The organism is Amycolatopsis sp. (genome assembly GCF_036008905.1).
GTDB lineage: Bacteria > Actinomycetota > Actinomycetes > Mycobacteriales > Pseudonocardiaceae > Amycolatopsis.
Genome location: NZ_DASYMU010000107.1, coordinates 11,785 through 26,955 on the forward strand (window position 1 = coordinate 11,785; position 15,171 = coordinate 26,955).

Annotated in this window: 16 protein-coding genes; 10 read left to right on the forward strand and 6 right to left on the reverse strand. The window is 67.0% G+C overall.

What is annotated here, in order from left to right; all coding sequences use genetic code 11:
* Nucleotides 1-23: 23 nt before the first annotated feature.
* The gene (locus VGP60_RS19685; protein ID WP_327549502.1) at nucleotides 24-176 is read left to right on the forward strand and encodes a hypothetical protein; all 153 of its coding nucleotides are present in this window, start codon (nucleotides 24-26) and stop codon (nucleotides 174-176) included.
* Here VGP60_RS19685 and VGP60_RS19690 read toward each other — a convergent pair.
* Nucleotides 173-1,420: an MFS transporter gene (locus VGP60_RS19690; protein WP_327549503.1), complete on the reverse strand. Its 1,248-nt coding sequence runs from the start codon at nucleotides 1,418-1,420 to the stop codon at nucleotides 173-175. The two genes, VGP60_RS19685 and VGP60_RS19690, sit on opposite strands and share 4 nt — an antisense overlap.
* A gap of 116 nt (nucleotides 1,421-1,536) precedes the next feature.
* Between VGP60_RS19690 and VGP60_RS19695 the strand changes: the two genes are divergently transcribed.
* From VGP60_RS19695 to VGP60_RS19720, 6 genes are all read left to right on the forward strand, one after another.
* Nucleotides 1,537-2,085 (forward strand): MarR family winged helix-turn-helix transcriptional regulator, encoded by a 549-nt coding sequence (locus tag VGP60_RS19695; protein ID WP_327549504.1) that lies wholly within the window; start codon nucleotides 1,537-1,539, stop codon nucleotides 2,083-2,085.
* Nucleotides 2,086-2,233: 148 nt separating this feature from the next.
* The gene (locus VGP60_RS19700; protein ID WP_327549505.1) at nucleotides 2,234-3,037 is read left to right on the forward strand and encodes an alpha/beta hydrolase; all 804 of its coding nucleotides are present in this window, start codon (nucleotides 2,234-2,236) and stop codon (nucleotides 3,035-3,037) included.
* Complete coding sequence (locus VGP60_RS19705) at nucleotides 3,034-4,281, forward strand: PP2C family protein-serine/threonine phosphatase (RefSeq protein ID WP_327549506.1); 1,248 nt, start codon at nucleotides 3,034-3,036, stop codon at nucleotides 4,279-4,281. The genes VGP60_RS19700 and VGP60_RS19705 overlap by 4 nt, the downstream gene beginning before the upstream one ends.
* Nucleotides 4,281-4,637 (forward strand): STAS domain-containing protein, encoded by a 357-nt coding sequence (locus VGP60_RS19710; RefSeq protein ID WP_327549507.1) that lies wholly within the window; start codon nucleotides 4,281-4,283, stop codon nucleotides 4,635-4,637. Before VGP60_RS19705 ends, VGP60_RS19710 begins: the two co-directional genes overlap by 1 nt.
* Before the next feature lie 1,113 nt (nucleotides 4,638-5,750).
* Nucleotides 5,751-6,464: an NPP1 family protein gene (locus tag VGP60_RS19715; protein WP_327549552.1), complete on the forward strand. Its 714-nt coding sequence runs from the start codon at nucleotides 5,751-5,753 to the stop codon at nucleotides 6,462-6,464.
* 174 nt (nucleotides 6,465-6,638) lie between these two features.
* Nucleotides 6,639-7,661, forward strand: coding sequence for a nucleoside hydrolase (locus VGP60_RS19720; protein WP_327549508.1), 1,023 nt, complete (start codon nucleotides 6,639-6,641; stop codon nucleotides 7,659-7,661).
* Between the two features lie 8 nt (nucleotides 7,662-7,669).
* Here VGP60_RS19720 and VGP60_RS19725 read toward each other — a convergent pair whose 3' ends face one another.
* The 3 genes from VGP60_RS19725 to VGP60_RS19735 form a co-directional block, all read right to left on the reverse strand.
* Nucleotides 7,670-7,864 carry a trypsin-like serine protease gene (locus tag VGP60_RS19725; RefSeq protein ID WP_327549509.1) on the reverse strand — a complete coding sequence of 65 codons (195 nt, stop codon included), beginning with the start codon at nucleotides 7,862-7,864 and terminating at the stop codon, nucleotides 7,670-7,672.
* Between the two features lie 204 nt (nucleotides 7,865-8,068).
* The gene (locus VGP60_RS19730; protein ID WP_327549510.1) at nucleotides 8,069-8,980 is read right to left on the reverse strand and encodes an ABC transporter permease; all 912 of its coding nucleotides are present in this window, start codon (nucleotides 8,978-8,980) and stop codon (nucleotides 8,069-8,071) included.
* 117 nt (nucleotides 8,981-9,097) lie between these two features.
* A complete protein-coding gene (locus VGP60_RS19735) occupies nucleotides 9,098-10,213 on the reverse strand; it encodes a DUF3592 domain-containing protein (RefSeq protein ID WP_327549511.1) in 1,116 nt (371 codons plus the stop codon).
* A gap of 188 nt (nucleotides 10,214-10,401) precedes the next feature.
* Here VGP60_RS19735 and VGP60_RS19740 point away from each other — a divergent pair, with 188 nt between their 5' ends.
* From VGP60_RS19740 to VGP60_RS19750, 3 genes are read left to right on the forward strand one after another with little or no spacing between them, the layout of a single operon-like run.
* Nucleotides 10,402-10,863: an SRPBCC family protein gene (locus VGP60_RS19740; protein WP_327549512.1), complete on the forward strand. Its 462-nt coding sequence runs from the start codon at nucleotides 10,402-10,404 to the stop codon at nucleotides 10,861-10,863.
* Nucleotides 10,860-11,213: a metalloregulator ArsR/SmtB family transcription factor gene (locus VGP60_RS19745; protein WP_327549513.1), complete on the forward strand. Its 354-nt coding sequence runs from the start codon at nucleotides 10,860-10,862 to the stop codon at nucleotides 11,211-11,213. The genes VGP60_RS19740 and VGP60_RS19745 overlap by 4 nt, the downstream gene beginning before the upstream one ends.
* A gap of 46 nt (nucleotides 11,214-11,259) precedes the next feature.
* Entirely contained in the window at nucleotides 11,260-11,703 is a 444-nt protein-coding gene (locus tag VGP60_RS19750) for an SRPBCC domain-containing protein (protein ID WP_327549514.1), read from the forward strand.
* Between the two features lie 12 nt (nucleotides 11,704-11,715).
* On the opposite strand, the gene VGP60_RS19755 is transcribed toward VGP60_RS19750, so the two are convergent.
* Together VGP60_RS19755 and VGP60_RS19760 are read right to left on the reverse strand one after the other, a co-directional pair.
* Entirely contained in the window at nucleotides 11,716-12,348 is a 633-nt protein-coding gene (locus VGP60_RS19755; protein ID WP_414640381.1) for a hypothetical protein, read from the reverse strand.
* The gene (locus VGP60_RS19760; protein WP_327549516.1) at nucleotides 12,279-15,104 is read right to left on the reverse strand and encodes a glycoside hydrolase family 2 TIM barrel-domain containing protein; all 2,826 of its coding nucleotides are present in this window, start codon (nucleotides 15,102-15,104) and stop codon (nucleotides 12,279-12,281) included. The genes VGP60_RS19755 and VGP60_RS19760 overlap by 70 nt, the downstream gene beginning before the upstream one ends.
* Nucleotides 15,105-15,171: the final 67 nt, after the last annotated feature.

The window sequence follows — 15,171 nt, forward strand, 5'->3', positions numbered from 1 at the left end:
CAATGGAAAGGACTGTGATCACCATGAGTGACAACCGGCGAGGCAACGAGTGGACCATGCGCGGCAACGAGTGGACGCTGCGGGGCAACGAATGGACCATGCACGGCAATGAATGGACGATGCGCGGGAATGAGTGGACCTTGCGCGGGAACGAGTGGACCTCAGCGGCCCACTAGGCGGGATCGGCAGTGCCCGATCCGACGGCCGTCGGTTCGCGGCGGGCCCGCCTCCAAGCGAGTCCCGCCGCGGCCGCAGCCACCACACCCAACCCGCCGGTGACGGCGATGACCGTCGACGGCACCGCGTACTCCGCGCCCACCCCGACCAGCACGATGCCCAGTCCCTGACTGGTTTTCAGCGCGGCCGCGGCCAGTCCGAACGCCTGACCGCGCCGATGGTCGGGCACCGCGCGCACGAACTCCGCCGACGCGGGCAGGTGATACGCGCTCGCCGCCCCCGAGAGGAACCACAGCAGCACCGTCACCGAAAGTCCCGGGTTCAGCGCACACAACGTCAGCGGGACACACGAGCCGATCGCCAGCGGCCCCAGCAGGCGTAACCGCGTCGCCGGCGCCCACCGGCTGACGATCCACATGCCCACCACGGCCCCTGCCGGGCTCGCGGCGAGCAGCAGTCCGAGCGCTTGCGGTCCGCCGCCGATTTCGGCCGCGTAGGGCGCCGCGAGGCCTTCGACGGTCACGTAGAATCCGGCCACACAGGCGACGGCCACGAGTGCGCGCAGCTTCGGTGTCGTCGCGACGAGTACGGCACCCGCGCGCAGGCTCGGCCACCAGCGTTCGGACTCCGAGCCGGGCGTCGACGGTTTCGGTCTCGCCCGGATCCCGAGGCGCACCAGCGACGCCGACGCGAGGAACGTCGCCGCGTCCGCCAGAAGTCCTTGGGACACCCCGATTCCCGCGACGAGGATGCCCCCGGTGGCGAACCCGATGACCTGGGACAGCTGGACGGTGATGTCCATGACGCTCTTGCCGAGCACGTACCTGTCGCCGACGAGCGCCACCGCCAGCGTCGCGGCCCGAGCCGCGTTGCCCGGCGCGCCGATCGACTGCACCAGCACCAGCAATACGCCGACGAGTACCAGCGGCATGCCGGGGATGGCCATCAGCGCCACCGTCACCGCGCGGGCGACGTCGGCCACCACCATCACCTGACGTCGTGGCCAGCGGTCGGCGAGCCCGGACAGCAGTGGTCCGGCGACGACGTCGGGAAGGTAGGTCAGCGCGTAGGTGAGTGCGGACCAGCCAGGGGATTTCGTGCGGTCGAAGACGAGGACCGACAGGGCGACGCGAGCGAGCTGGTCGCCCGCCACCGACACGAGCTGCCCGGCGAACACCGCCTGGAACTCGCGCAGCGCGAAGACCTGGCGGAACGTCGCCGCCGGCTCTTCCGTGCCCGCCACTCGCGCCCCCAGGCAACTACGAAGTGCAGTGCTTCCGGCACCGACCGTACAACATCTTCAGTAGCCGCAGCAGCGGATTGACAATTGGGAAGTACGTATTAAAGTACGACTTCACTATGAAGAACGTACATAAACCCACCCTGGAACATGACCCGGACGGTCAGCTCTTCGACGTCCGGGTCAGGACGGCGATGGCCGAGTTCACCGCCGGCGAAGACACGCTCGCCCTCGAAGCCGCGGCCGCCACCCGTACGGCCAGTCAAGCGATGGAACGCTTGCGGGGACACGGAACCGGGAGCCGCGGCCTGAGTTCCGGCGCCCTCGACGTCCTCATCCGGCTCAGTGCGGCCGGGACGGGGGTCAGCATCGGCGACCTCGCGCGGTCGGCCGGGGTGAGTTCCCGCAACGTCACGGGCTTGGTCGACACCTTGGAGCGCGAAGGACTGGCGGAACGGGTCGCGGACAAACAGGACCGCCGATCCGTCCTCGCCGGGATCACCGCGGCCGGGCAGGAATGGCTCGAATCCTTCCGCGGGCCCACGAAAGCCGCGATGGCCGCGGTCTTCCACGGCTTCACCCCGGCCGAGATGACCCAGTTGCGGCACCTTTGCCTGCGCCTGGTGGAAAATCACCAACGAGTCGAGGAACACCTGAACCGCCCGTGACGCGACGATGACCGCCGGTGGGTGATGCGCGCCTGATACGGCAGAGCGTGGCCGAACTTTGCTGATCGGCTGAAACACCGGCGAGGCCGCGCAGACGAGCGGCGTCGCCGATGCCCGCCGCGGGCAGGTGAGTGCAAGGATGGTCCGCATGGACGTCCGTGCCAGAAATCATGTGGTGGTCACCGGCCGGGAAGACGGTCCGGTCGTCGTGCTCGCGCACGGATTCGGCTGCGATCAGCACATGTGGCGGCTGGTCGTGCCCGCGCTGGAGGAACACTTTCGGGTGGTCGTTTTCGACTATGTCGGCGCGGGCCGCTCGGACCTCGCCTCGTGGCGGGAAGACCGCTATTCCGACCTGGCCGGCTATGCCGACGACGTCCTGGACGTCCTCCACGAGCTGGGCCTCGAGCAGGTCGTGTTCGTCGGGCATTCGGTGAGTTCGATGGTCGGCGTGCTGGCCGCGATCCGCGAGCCGGACCTGTTCGCGAAGCTGGTCCTGATCACGCCGTCACCCCGGTACATCGACGACGGCGAATACCGCGGCGGGTTCAGCCGCGAGGACATCGACGAGCTGCTGGAATCGCTGGAGAGCAACTATCTCGGCTGGTCGGCGGCGATGGCGCCGGTGATCATGGGCAACCCGGACCGCCCCGAGCTGGGCGAGGAGCTGACCAACAGCTTCTGCGCCACCGATCCGCTGGTCGCGCGGACGTTCGCGCGGGCGACCTTCCTCTCCGACAACCGGGCCGACCTGGCGAAGGTCGGCGTCCCGACGCTGGTGTTGCAGTGCTCCGACGACGCGATCGCCCCGCCCGAGGTGGGCGCCTTCGTGCACGCCGGGATCGACGGCAGCCGGCTGGTCACCCTGGACGCGACGGGACACTGCCCGCAGCTGAGCGCACCCCGGCCCACGGCCGAGGCGATCGTCGCCTTCGCCGCCGGGCCTCCATGATGTGCAGCACCGGGCGTGACCCGGGCCGGGACCAGGATGGGGATGCCGGGAACGCCTCCGACGCGACGTTCTCGGCCCTGCTCGAAGACAGCGCCGAAGACCTCTACGAGAACGCGCCCTGTGGCTATCTCTCGACGATGCTCGACGGGCAGATAGCCAGGATCAACGGCACGCTGCTGGGCTGGCTCGGCTATTCGCGCGAAGAACTGGTGGGGCGCAGGCGGTTCACGGATCTGCTGACCGTCGGCGGCAAGCTGTACCACGAGACGCATTTCGCGCCACTGCTGCAGATGCAGGGCGAGATCGGCGGGGTGGCCCTCGAACTCAAGGGCGCGGACGGCGCCCGGCTGCCCGTGCTCGTTTCGTCGGTGGTGAAGACCGGGTCCGACGGGCGGCCGCTCCTGATCAGGACCACCGTTTTCGACGCCCGTGACAGGCGTGCCTACGAACGCGAGCTGCTGCGTGCCCGCCAGGAAGCCGACGTCGACAGGGCCCGCCTGCAGCGGCTCGCGACTACGTTGCAAGGCACGCTGCTGCCGCCCGCACTGCCGTCCGTGCCGGGCCTGGAGATCGCCGCGCACTACCGCATCGCCTCCCACGACCAGGTCGGCGGCGACTTCTACGACGTCTTCCCACTGGCCGACGGCCGGTGGGGGTTCTTCCTCGGCGACGTCTGCGGCAAGGGAGCCACGGCGGCGGCGCTGACCTCGCTCGCCCGCTACACCATGCGTTCCGCCGCGATCTACGATCCCGATCCGGTCGCGGTGCTGGGCAATCTCAACACCGTGATGAACCAGGAGTACCACAGCGACGACCCGAGGTTCTGCACGGTGATCTTCGGCGTGCTCGTGGTCGAGGGCGCCAGCTGCCTGATCACCTTCGCCAGCGGCGGACACCCGCCGGCACTGGTGCTGCGCGCCGACGGCACCGCGGAATACCGGTTCACCCCTGGCGGCCAGCTCATCGGCATCCTGCCCGACGCGCGGTTCGTGGCCGGTTCCGTCCGGCTCGGGCCCGGTGACGCGATGATGCTCTACAGCGACGGCCTCACCGAAGCGCGGCCCGGCGCCGGAAGGGAACGGTACGGCGAAGAGGCGTTGGAGGACTTCGCCCTCGAGCTCGCGCCGACGTCCGCGCGAAAGTCCGTCGAGGCGGTGAGCGCGCTGCTTGACACCTTCGGCGACGGGCTCGACGACGACACGGCGGTGCTCGCTTTCAGTGTCCCTGCGCTGGAGCGGCTGTAGTGGCAGAGCTGACCGCCACCGTGCACACGAGCGCCGGCGGCCATTTGCTCGTGCTGGCCGGGGACCTCGATTTCCGCCACACGGCCTACCTCCGCGAGGTGCTGGGGGAGCTCGAACTGGGGCCGGGCCAGCAACTCATCGTCGACATGTCCGCCTTGACGTTCTGTGACTCCAGCGGGATCACCGTGCTCGTCGTGGCGCGGAACCGGGCGCTGGCCGCGCACGCCGGTGTCGCCTTGGCGGCGTTGCCTGATCGGGTGGCTCGGATCTTCGAGGTCGCGGGACTTGACCAGGTCTTTTCGCTCTACTCCTCCCCGGAAGCCGCCTCGGAGGCGTGGACGCGCTCGGCCGGGTGAAAGACAGCGGATCGTGTCCTAGCTGACATTCCCCCGAACGGCCGAAGTACTTAGGTTAGGCGACGCTAACCCTTACCGATCATGTGGCAGGGCTTGGGGGCGGCGTGGCGGGTAAGGATTACCCCAAAGCGGCGTTGGGGGCGTTGAGTGCCCCCAACGCCGCGTTGGGGTAATCCCGGAGGGCTTGGTGGGGTACGGCTCAAAGTTGGTGGTTGGGCTCTGGCTTGTGCGGCTCAGAGCTGCGTGGTGCGGTCAGAGGTATGGCTAGAAGCCTGTGTTTATTGGCAGGCGCGCGATCAGGTTTGCGTGACCAGGGCGTGGCATGGGGAGGTATGCGCGAGATGGGTGCCGGGGGCGCCCTGCTCCCGCAAACCTGGCCTTCGGCGAGCGCGCGCGGTGAAGACTTCCGGCCGTGGACGGCCGTAAGTCGTGGTGACTGGGTTTACGGACTAAGGACCCGCGTGGCTGGCGCGGGATTATTCGGCGAGATCGGCCGGGTCACGCAGGCCCGCCCCGGTGAGTTCGGTGAAATGGGCCGGCCGGTGGCTCCACAGAGCACACCACCGAACGCCAGATGTCCTTGCCGTACGCGCCTTTAGCGCGAAGTGGCACGAGCAGGCGTTCGACAAGGATACGTGTCATCTCGGGCTCGGTCGGGGGTCGAGCCCGAGATGCCAGAGATGCCGCTGGGCGGCAGTGCCCGAGTTCGGCTGGGTCAGCACCGCGCGCAGGACGTCCCCGGATCGGACCCCAAGATCGTCGCGTACACCGCCCCGCCGGAACGCCGCCCGCGGAGCAACTCGACTTCCTTCGCGTCAGCGCCGTGCGAACCCATGTGGCCGTTGTTGACCTCGCGTGACCGGTGTGTTCATGGCACGTCCCTCGCGGCGCCACCTGCGTTTGATCTCATTTTCGTGACATTTACTCACATTTGTCCCTGTGACTGCCCTCACGTTGGTAGTTAGTCATTTACTCACTGATCCACATCGGTGAATCCCCGACCCACTCCAGGAGAGCACTATGCGAGAAGTGACATCCCGAGAACACGCGCCCCCGGCCAAGGGCCGACGTCGGATCGGGAGGCTGTCGTTCGTGTTCGGCTCCGTGATCGCGATGCTCCTCGGTATCTCAGGCGTCGCTTTCGCGGACCCGCCCCAAGCCCTCGACTGGTCCGCTCCCTGGCCGGACCGCACCTACGAGCCGGCCTTCGACTACGACGGCGACGGCTGCTACCCCACTCCCGCGATCGGCCGTGACGGGACGATCGCGCCCGGCCTGAACACCACCGGCGCGGTCAACGGCAGCTGCCATGACTCGTGGGATCTCGACAACACCAACGCGTACTCCCGCGTGAAGTGCAACAACGGCTGGTGCGCCTACATCTACGGCCTCTACTTCGAGAAGGACCAGGCGGTGGCGGGCTCCGGACTCGGCGGGCACCGGCACGACTGGGAACACATCGTGGTCTGGGTCGAAGGCAACACCCCGCAGTACGTCTCGGCGTCCGCGCACGGAAATTACAACACCTACCCCCGATCCCAGGTCCCCTGGGACGAAACCGGCGTCCACCCCAAAGTCATCTACCACAAGGACGGTGTCTCCACGCACTGCTTCCGCATCGCGGGCTTCGATGAGCAGCCGGAGAACCACAAGGGCGCGTGGCAGTACCCGCCGCTGGTCGGCTGGGACAACTACCCGGCGGGCCTTCGCGACAAGCTGACCCAGGCCGACTTCGGCTCCGCCCAGTTCGGGCTCCGGGACGGCTCCTTCAACGGCGAGCTCGCGAAAGCCAAGCCCGCCAACATCCCGTTCGACCCCAACGCCTGATCCCTTCGGCCCGACCCCAACGCCTGCCCCACAAGGTCAGGCGTTGGGGTCAACCCCACTTCGCCATCTCCTCGACCGATGGCGGTAGTTGCGGACGCGGGGTATCACGCTATGTCGACATCTCGTGGGTCGGCTGACTATCCTTGTTCGCTCGGCTTGCCTGGGGAGGCTTCGATGCGAACTGTTTTGCTCGTCTTCGCCGTCGCTGTCGCGGGGTTGGTCGCACCGGTGGCACAGGCGGAAACCCGGCCCACACCGGTGATCTACGACAGTGATCTGGACGTCGACGACGCGTCGACCCTCGCTTACCTCTGTGTCCAGCACAAGCAGCGCCGGATCGACCTGCGCGCGATCACCGTCAACAACAACGGGTTCGGCACCCCGGGCCGGGCCCGTCAGCACGCCATCAGCGTGCTCGAGCAGTGCGGACTGCCGGGAATCCCGGTAGCCGACGGCTCGAACACGGGCGTGCACCCGGCGCCCGCCGCCACGGTACGAGACATGGAGACGGTCCTCACCGGAGCGCTCGGCGACGCCGGGCGCACCCCTCCGCCGTCGAAACTCACTGCCGCACAACTGATCGCGTCGACATTGCGCTCGACGCCGGGCGAGGTCACGGTGCTGGTGACCGGACCGCTGAGCAGCCTCGTCCGCGCCGTGCCCCCAGGAAGCCCACTGACCCGCAGGATCAACGCCGTGCACGTCATGGGTGGCGCGGTGCATGTCCCCGGCAACCTGTTCGGCGAGGCCCTGCCCGGGTTCGACAACACCCAGGAGCTCAACATCTGGATGGATCCGCCGTCGGCACGGGACGCGTTCCGTGCGCTGCCGGTGATCCTCACCCCGCTGGACGCCACCAACGACGTGCCGATCACCCAGTCCTTTGTGGACAGTATCGGCGCCGGGGGCACCACCCCGAGCGCACGGATCGTGCACGCGATCATGACGCAGCCGATCATGCGCGACGGGATCGCGTTGAAGTACTTCTACTGGTGGGACGCGCTGGCGGCCGTGATGGCGTTCGACAACGACGGTGTGGTCACCGATATCCGCGGGACCCGGATCGTCGTCGTGAAGCACGGGCCACAGTCCGGCCGCACCGCGCCACGCGCCGACGGAGACCGGCTGACCGTGGCGTACAACGCGAATCCCGCGCGGTTCGAACAGGTCTTCCTCGACGGACTCAACGGGGCCTGAGCACCCGGCTACCCCGCCATCTGCTCGCGTATCCAGTCGGCCACGACATCCACCCGCGCGATGATCTCGCGGCCGGCTTGCGGGCACGACGGCCCGCCGTTCACGATCGCGACCAGGACTCCCGTCCGGTCGTCGTCGGAAACGAAATACGGCGCGCCCGAATCCTCGGGGCACGGGGTGAACCCGCTTCGCAACGAGCGCATCGCGATCGAACGCGGCGGCGCCGGCCGGACGGGACGCCTCGCGGCCGGTGGTACTTGTTCACACCGTCGGCCGCGATGTCGAGCCAGGCTGTCCAACCGAAACCGGCATGACCGCCGGGCTGCAAGCTTGTCCCGTCCAGAAAAGGCGGACCGGCGTCTGTTACGTCGCACCGGAAGGCGGCCCGGAGGCTGGACCGCGTGTGCTCAGACCCAATACGAGACGCGGGAACGGTAGTTACGCATAACCACCAACGCGACAAACCAGCCGACTACGGCGATTCCCCCGGCGACGACCCAGTGGTGCCAGCTGTCCTGGGCACCGATCAGCGGCGCGCGCACGATCTGGATGAAGTGATAAAGCGGATTGAGCTCGGCGATGTATCCACGCCAGCCCGCCGCGTTCTCGAACTTCTTGGTGAGGATGTCGGTGGACCAGACGATCGGCGTCATGTAGAACGCCAGGTTGATCAGGCTCGCGATCACCTGCGGGATGTCCCGGAACCGGGTCGAGATGATGCCGAACAGCAGTGTCACCCAACCGGCGTTGATCGCCAGCAGCAGGAAACCGGGGATCGCCAGCAACACGCTCCAGCTGAGCCCCGGCTGCGGAGTGCCGCCTTCGGTGATGACGTAGCCGGCTTTGGTGATACCGCCCCAGAAGACCACGACGATGATGAAGTAGATGATCATGTTGTGCGCGAACATCAGGGTCTGCCGCCACACGGTCCGGAACACGTAGACCGAGATCGGCGCCGGTAGATGTTTGATCAGGCCTTCGTTCGCGATGAAGGTCTCCGCACCTTCCGTGACACAGCCGTTGATGAAGTTCCAGACGATGAAGCCGACGGTGATGTAGGGCAGATATGTCTGGATCGGCGAGTCAAGCAGCTGAGAGTAGAGCAGGCCCAGGCCGAGCGCGGTGATGCCCATGCTCAGGGTCAGCCAGAACGGGCCGATCGCCGAGCGTCGATAGCGCTGCTTGATGTCCTGCCAGCCGAGGTGGAGCCACAGCTCGCGGTTGCTGAAGCCGTCACGGAGGTCGGCGAACGCACGCGCGAACGTCTTACTGTCCGAAATGGCCGGTGCGGCTGCGGCTTCGCTCTCAATGGCATGCACGAGAACCGACACTACCCATGATGATCAACCACGGGACGAGAGGCTAGGTCGCCTAGACAATCCTTGACCTCCACGAGCTACGCAGCGCGGCCGTCAGACAGCGCGCGATGTCGTCCACTAGCGACGCTTACGCCGTGCTTTCCACCGATGCCTCAACGTCACCTCGCGCAGCCCGTCTGACCGTGCCGGCACGGCGTACGGGCGCTTGCCGTCGTCGCGGGGAAAGAGCACCACCATCGCCCGATCCTCGCCGCCGACCCAGGCCTGCTGGGGTTTGTCCTGCGCCAGTCGCATCGCTCCGTGGCTCGACGCGACCGACCGCATCGTGATCTCACCGCCACCTCCGGCGGTGTAGCGCACATAGATGGTCGGCAGGGCGCCACCGAACTTCACCGCCTTCACCGACGCTGGATGCCAGCCGGTGCGCCGCACCGCGCGGTATCGCCGGAACCAGCCTGTGGCGGCCACGGCGGCGAAGGGAAACCCGAGGAGCGCCGCGCCCAGTGGCACGAAGAACATCCCCATGAACCGCGAGTCGTTCGGGTCGTCCGCCGTGCGGACGCGCGTGGGCTCGGCCGGATCGTAGGTGACCTCCACCTTCGCACCCTGGGCGAACGATCGTTTGGAGAGCAGTTCGATCTGGGCGGTCACCATGATGCTCCCGACCGGGTAGTACACCTCGATCGATCCGCCGTTGCTCAGAGATGAGCCGTACACGGTGCCCGTCGCCTTGGTGCCGGTGTCCAGCAACCGCTGCGAGGATTGCGAAAGCTGGCCCAGTCCGATGAACCCGCCTGCCATCACCGCCATCCACAGCGCCGCGATTCCCGCCGCGCGCCACGCCACTGTGCGCAGTTGCGGGATTTCGACGGACAAGTCGACACCGTCGTGGCTGGTAACACCGGGACCCGGTGGCACCCAGCTGTCCGGAGGATGGACGATCTTGCCGTCACCCAAGTCATAGAGTCGCTGGCGGAGCCGTTTGTTCCACCGCGCGGTCTTGACGGCGGTGACCGGCACCGGCAAGGCCAGCAGTCCGAACGTGATAGAGATGAGCGTGACGAAATCGTCGTCATGGAGTGACTCGACGCCTTGGGTCACCGCGACGACCACCCAGGCGACGGCGATCGCCAGCGCGCCGGCACAGGCCAGGCAAACGACGCGGTACCGCGTCCGCTTTCGCCGATACCTTCGCACGTCGTCGTCTTCGCCCAGCTCGAGCCCCAGTTTCATGGAGGGAGCTTACGGCCGGGAATGCCGCTGTTTGGCGACTCCCCCACTCCCTGCCGCGGTTCGCTGGCCCGCTACCAGTCCATGGCTCGCGATTGGCCGAGCCGGCAACCAATAAGCAACCAATGGTTGCGCGACGATGAGCGGTCGGCTAGCGTGATGTGCAACCAAACATTGCACATGGAGGAAGCGTGACCGGCACGGAGTACGGCAGTATCGAACGAGAGATCCACGTCGACGCCTCGCCCGAGGTGGTCTTCGAAGTCGTCAGCAGCCCTGAGCACATCTCGGAATGGTGGACCGACGCCGCCGAGGTCGAAGCGACTCCCGGCGCGGTCGGCGAGCTTGTCTGGGGCGACCGGGCGCAGGTCGTCCCGATCACCGTGGTGAACGCTGAGCCGCCTCGCCTGTTCTCGTTCCGCTGGTGCTATCCCGAGGGCAAGATCGACGACTCCGCCAACTCGCTACTGATCACCTTCGAACTCACCCCGTCGGGCACGGGCACCAGGATCCGGCTCACCGAGACCGGGTTCCGGGAGATGGGCTGGGAGGCCGCGAAGCTCGAGGAGCAGTACCGCGAACACAGCGTCGGCTGGGACACCTACGTTCCCCGGCTCGGGGTGTACCTCGCGCGGCTGGTGTCGACCCCGTGACCGCGGCCGTCGACGACGACTTGTGGTCCGCTGTCGGGGATCCGACCCGCCGCCGGATGCTCGACCTGCTCCTGGCGGAGGGCGATGGCACGGCCACCAGCCTCAGTGAACAGCTTCCCGTGACACGTCAGGCCATCGCGAAACATCTCGGCGTGCTCGACCGCGTCGGCCTGGTGCACGCCACACCCGCCGGGCGAGAGCGGAGGTACCGGGTGGACGAGGCACAACTCGCTCGCGCGGTCGCGCAGTTGTCCTCGGTGGGAGCGGCGTGGGACTCCCGGCTCCGCCGTATCAAGCGGATCGCCGAGGCCATTCAGCGCGGAAAAGACCAGCGCGGCATTCAGCAGTGAATTCATCGAGATCATCCGAGCACCAACACTGGAAAGAAGAATCGAAATGGTGGACATCCTGCACAGGGTCGGAATCACGTCGCCGGTGGCCGAGGTATACGCGGCCTTGACCACCGCCGAGGGGCTTGCCGGCTGGTGGACGACCGACACCCGAGGCGACGGCGACGACGTCGGCGGCGTGCTCCGATTCCGGTTCGGGGCCGGCGGATTCGACATGAAGGTCCTCGAACTCGTCCCTGGCGAGCGTGTGCTGTGGGAGGTGGTCGACGGACCCGAAGAATGGATCGGCACACGGGTGGACTGGAGCCTCGAACAGGTCGACGACTACACCGTCATTCTCTTCAAGCACCAAGGCTGGAAGGAGCCGGTGGAATTCATGCACCACTGCAGCACCAAATGGGCGGTCTTTTTGCTGAGCCTCAAGTCGCTGATCGAAACCGGGAAAGGCGCCCCGGATCCCCACGACGTCAAGATCGACAACTGGAACTGAGGTTCCGCCCGATCAGCGCAGCAGGGAACCGATCGCTTCGAGTTCGGCGAGTTGCAGGAAACCCGTCGAGGTCCCCGGCGTCGTACTGGTCATGTCGAGCCGCAAACCGGTGGTACTCACCGGTTCGAAGGTCAGGCTGGACGCGGAGTTCGACGTCGTGGCCCACTCGGTGCGCAGTCCGCGCACCGGGACCCAGCTACCACCGTCCCAATAGGACACCCGCACCGAAGAAGGCAGCGCACGTTTCGCGTCGATGGTGAAGTACGCCTTCAGCTGCCCGGCCGTCTGCTGCGCCGCCCACCCGACGGAAGTCCATTCCCCGCCGTGGGAAAGGTTGACCGCGGGCAACAGGGCTGTCGCCGACTTGTTGTGGTAGTTCGACCAGCCACCGCTCGTGGTGACACCGTCGAGCAGCGCTCCCGGCAAAGTGTCCGGGGCACCGGAGTAGCTCGCGTCGGCCGACGGCCGGGTGGGACCGCTCGCGGCGGCGAGGTTTTGACCAGGCTCGAAATCGGCGGTGACCCGCACCTTCGCCGTGGCTCGGATCGCCGTGCCCGTGACGTTTCCGCGAACGGTCACGGTGCCCGGTTTTCCGTAGGCGGCGGCCGGCACCCGGTCCCAGCGGACCGGAAGGTGGCGATCCACGCCGTCGGGTAGACCGCCCGCACCGTCGGCGGGAGCGTTGCGGCGGTACCGACCGGAACAACGGTCGCCCACGGATCCACGGACTTGACCACGCGATAGCGAGACGACCCGGCGTCAGTACCCAACGCTCCTGGAGCGTTATTGCCGGTCGACCACACGGTTGTGATGCCGGGGTCGAGTCCCGCGCTGCGCGCTCGGATCCGGATCGGACCGCTGCCCGTCGACTCGACGATCGCGAGCGCCTTGCCGTTGAAGGCGCGCCGCGACGGCGATTTGTAGTTCGTGCTGTCCTCTTGACGGCCGTTGTCGGCTCCGGCCAGTTCGCCGCCGGCGACCTCGAAATCGATCAGGTTGTCCGCGCCGGGAACGACCACCCCGTGTTCGTCGACCACGTCGGCGGTGACGTAGGACAGCGCACGCCCACCGGCGGCGATCACCGGCTTGTCGGGAGTCAGCCGGATTGTGGCGGGCTTGCCCGCGGTGTCGACCCGGTCCCGGGCCACTTCCCTGCCGTCCTTCCTCGCGACCGCGACCAGGCTGCCCTCCGCGAACGGCACGGTCCAAGCGAGATGCAGCTTTCCGGCGGTGCCGTTCGGACTCGTGTAGCTGCCGGGGAAAGCGCCGGTGGTGACGTTCTTGTCGTCGCCCGACGGCTCGGTCGTCTCGAGGTACGGGCGGCCGTCCGTGGTGGTCTTGTGATCGAACTTGCGTACCCCGAGGGACTTCCCGTTGAGCAAGAGCTCCACGGTGTCCACATTGGAGTACGCCCACACGGCGACCGGTTCACCCGGTTTGTGCTCGGTCCAGTTCATCGGCAGCAGATGCACCATCGGGTCGGTGGTCCACTGGCTTTGGAACAGGTAGTAGAGGTCCTTGGGGAATCCCGCGGTGTCCATGGCACCGAAGAACGAGGCCTTCACGGGGAAGACGTCGTACGGCGTGGGCTCGCCGAGGTAGTCCATGCCCGCCCAGAGGAACTGGCCGGCGAACCACTTGCGGTCACGGTCCTTCTTCAAGCCGTACTCACCGCTCATGGTCCAGGAAGCCATGTTGTTGTCGTAGGAGGACGTCCCCCGCTTGCCGGGTGTGTAGTTCTCCCCGGTGTTGAGCTGGCCGGGATCCTGGTAGACCCCGCGGGTCGAGGTCGCCGAGGAAGACTCGGACTCGAACAGGAACTTGTCCGGGTATTTCGCGTGCAACGCGTCGACGGAACCGGCGGTGTTGTAGTTGAGCCCCAGCCCGTCCAGTTCGCGCAGCACCACGTCCTGCCCCGAGCCGTCCGCGGGCACACTGCGGTACTTGTCCGAACCGATCACCACCGGGCGGGTCGGGTCGACCGCCTTGACGTCGGCGATGAGCCGCTTGGCTATGGGAAGCCCGACCGTCACCGACGTGGAGTCGGGGATTTCGTTGCCGATGGACCAGAGGATCACCGCCGGCGAGTTCTTCGCCGCCTGGACCATTTCCGTGATGTCGGCGTCGCTGTTGGCGTCGAAGAACCGGCCGTAGTCGTAGGGGACCTTCGGTGTCCGCCAGGTGTCGAAGGCTTCGACCATCATCACGATGCCCAGTTCTTCGCAGACCTCGACCAGTTCGGGCGCCGGCGGGTTGTGCGAAGTCCGCAGCGCGTTGACGCCCATGCTCTTCATCAGCTTCATCTGCCGGTACAGCGCGTCCTTGTTGACCGCCGAACCCAGGGCTCCCTGATCATGGTGGCGGTCGACGCCCTGCAACTTGGTGTACTGCCCGTTGAGCGAGAATCCCTCCTGCGGATCGAGTTCCGTCCAGCGCAGGCCGACACGCGTACTGGTCGAATCGACGGTCCGGCCGACGACGACGTCGGTCCGCAGGGTGTACAGGTACGGGTTCTCGATCGACCACAGCGTCGGACGCGGTATCCGGATGCCGGTCACCGCGGTTTTCGCCTGGGTGCCCAGATCGATGTCCGCGGTGTCACTGCCCACCGTTCGGCCGTTCGCGTCGCTGATCGTCGAAACAACCTTCGCGTGCGAGCCGGCGCCGCTCTCGTCGACAGCCGAGGTCGTGACGTGCACATCGCCGTGACCGGCGGCGTAGCTCCGGGCGAGATCCGGTGTGGTGGCGAAAACACCGTGCCTGCTCAGGTGCACCGGGTCGGTGACCACCAGATGCACGTTGCGGTAGATCCCGCTGCCGGAGTACCAGCGGCTGCTGGGCAGCTGGTTCCGCACCTTGACCGCGAGTACGTTGCCTGTCTTCCCGTCGGCGGTGACCAGTGAGGTCAGGTCGACCGGGAACCCGGTGTAGCCATAGGGATGGGACGTGAGGAGTTTTCCGTTGAGGTAGACCGAGGAATCCATGTAGACGCCGTCGAATTCGACCGAGATCCGCTTTCCCGCGAGCGACTCGGGAAGGGTGAAGTCCTTGCGGTACCAGCCAAGGCCGCCCTGCAGGAAGCCGGTCCCGCTGCTGGTCCCCGCGGCGTCGGCCGGATCGAGTTCGATGCTCCAGTCATGCGGCAGGTCATCAGATCGCCAGGACGAGTCGTCGTAACCGGGGGCGGCCGCGTTCGCGAAGGCGCCGGTGGGGTCGGTGATCCCGGTTCTGTTGGCCAGCGCGAACTTCCACCCGGTTCCGAAGTCCGTCGATCGTTCGACGCGTGGGGAGTTGCCGGCTGCGGCATGCCCCGGGGAGATCGCCGCTGCGAGCGACAACGCCAGCACCGCCGCGGCGAGAAGGGGTGACCAGCGGAACCGACGACGACGCAAGGCGGACATGGAACGCCCCTCTGATCGTGGTGCTCTCCAACACTGGAGCGCGATGATTGACGGTGACACTTGTTGG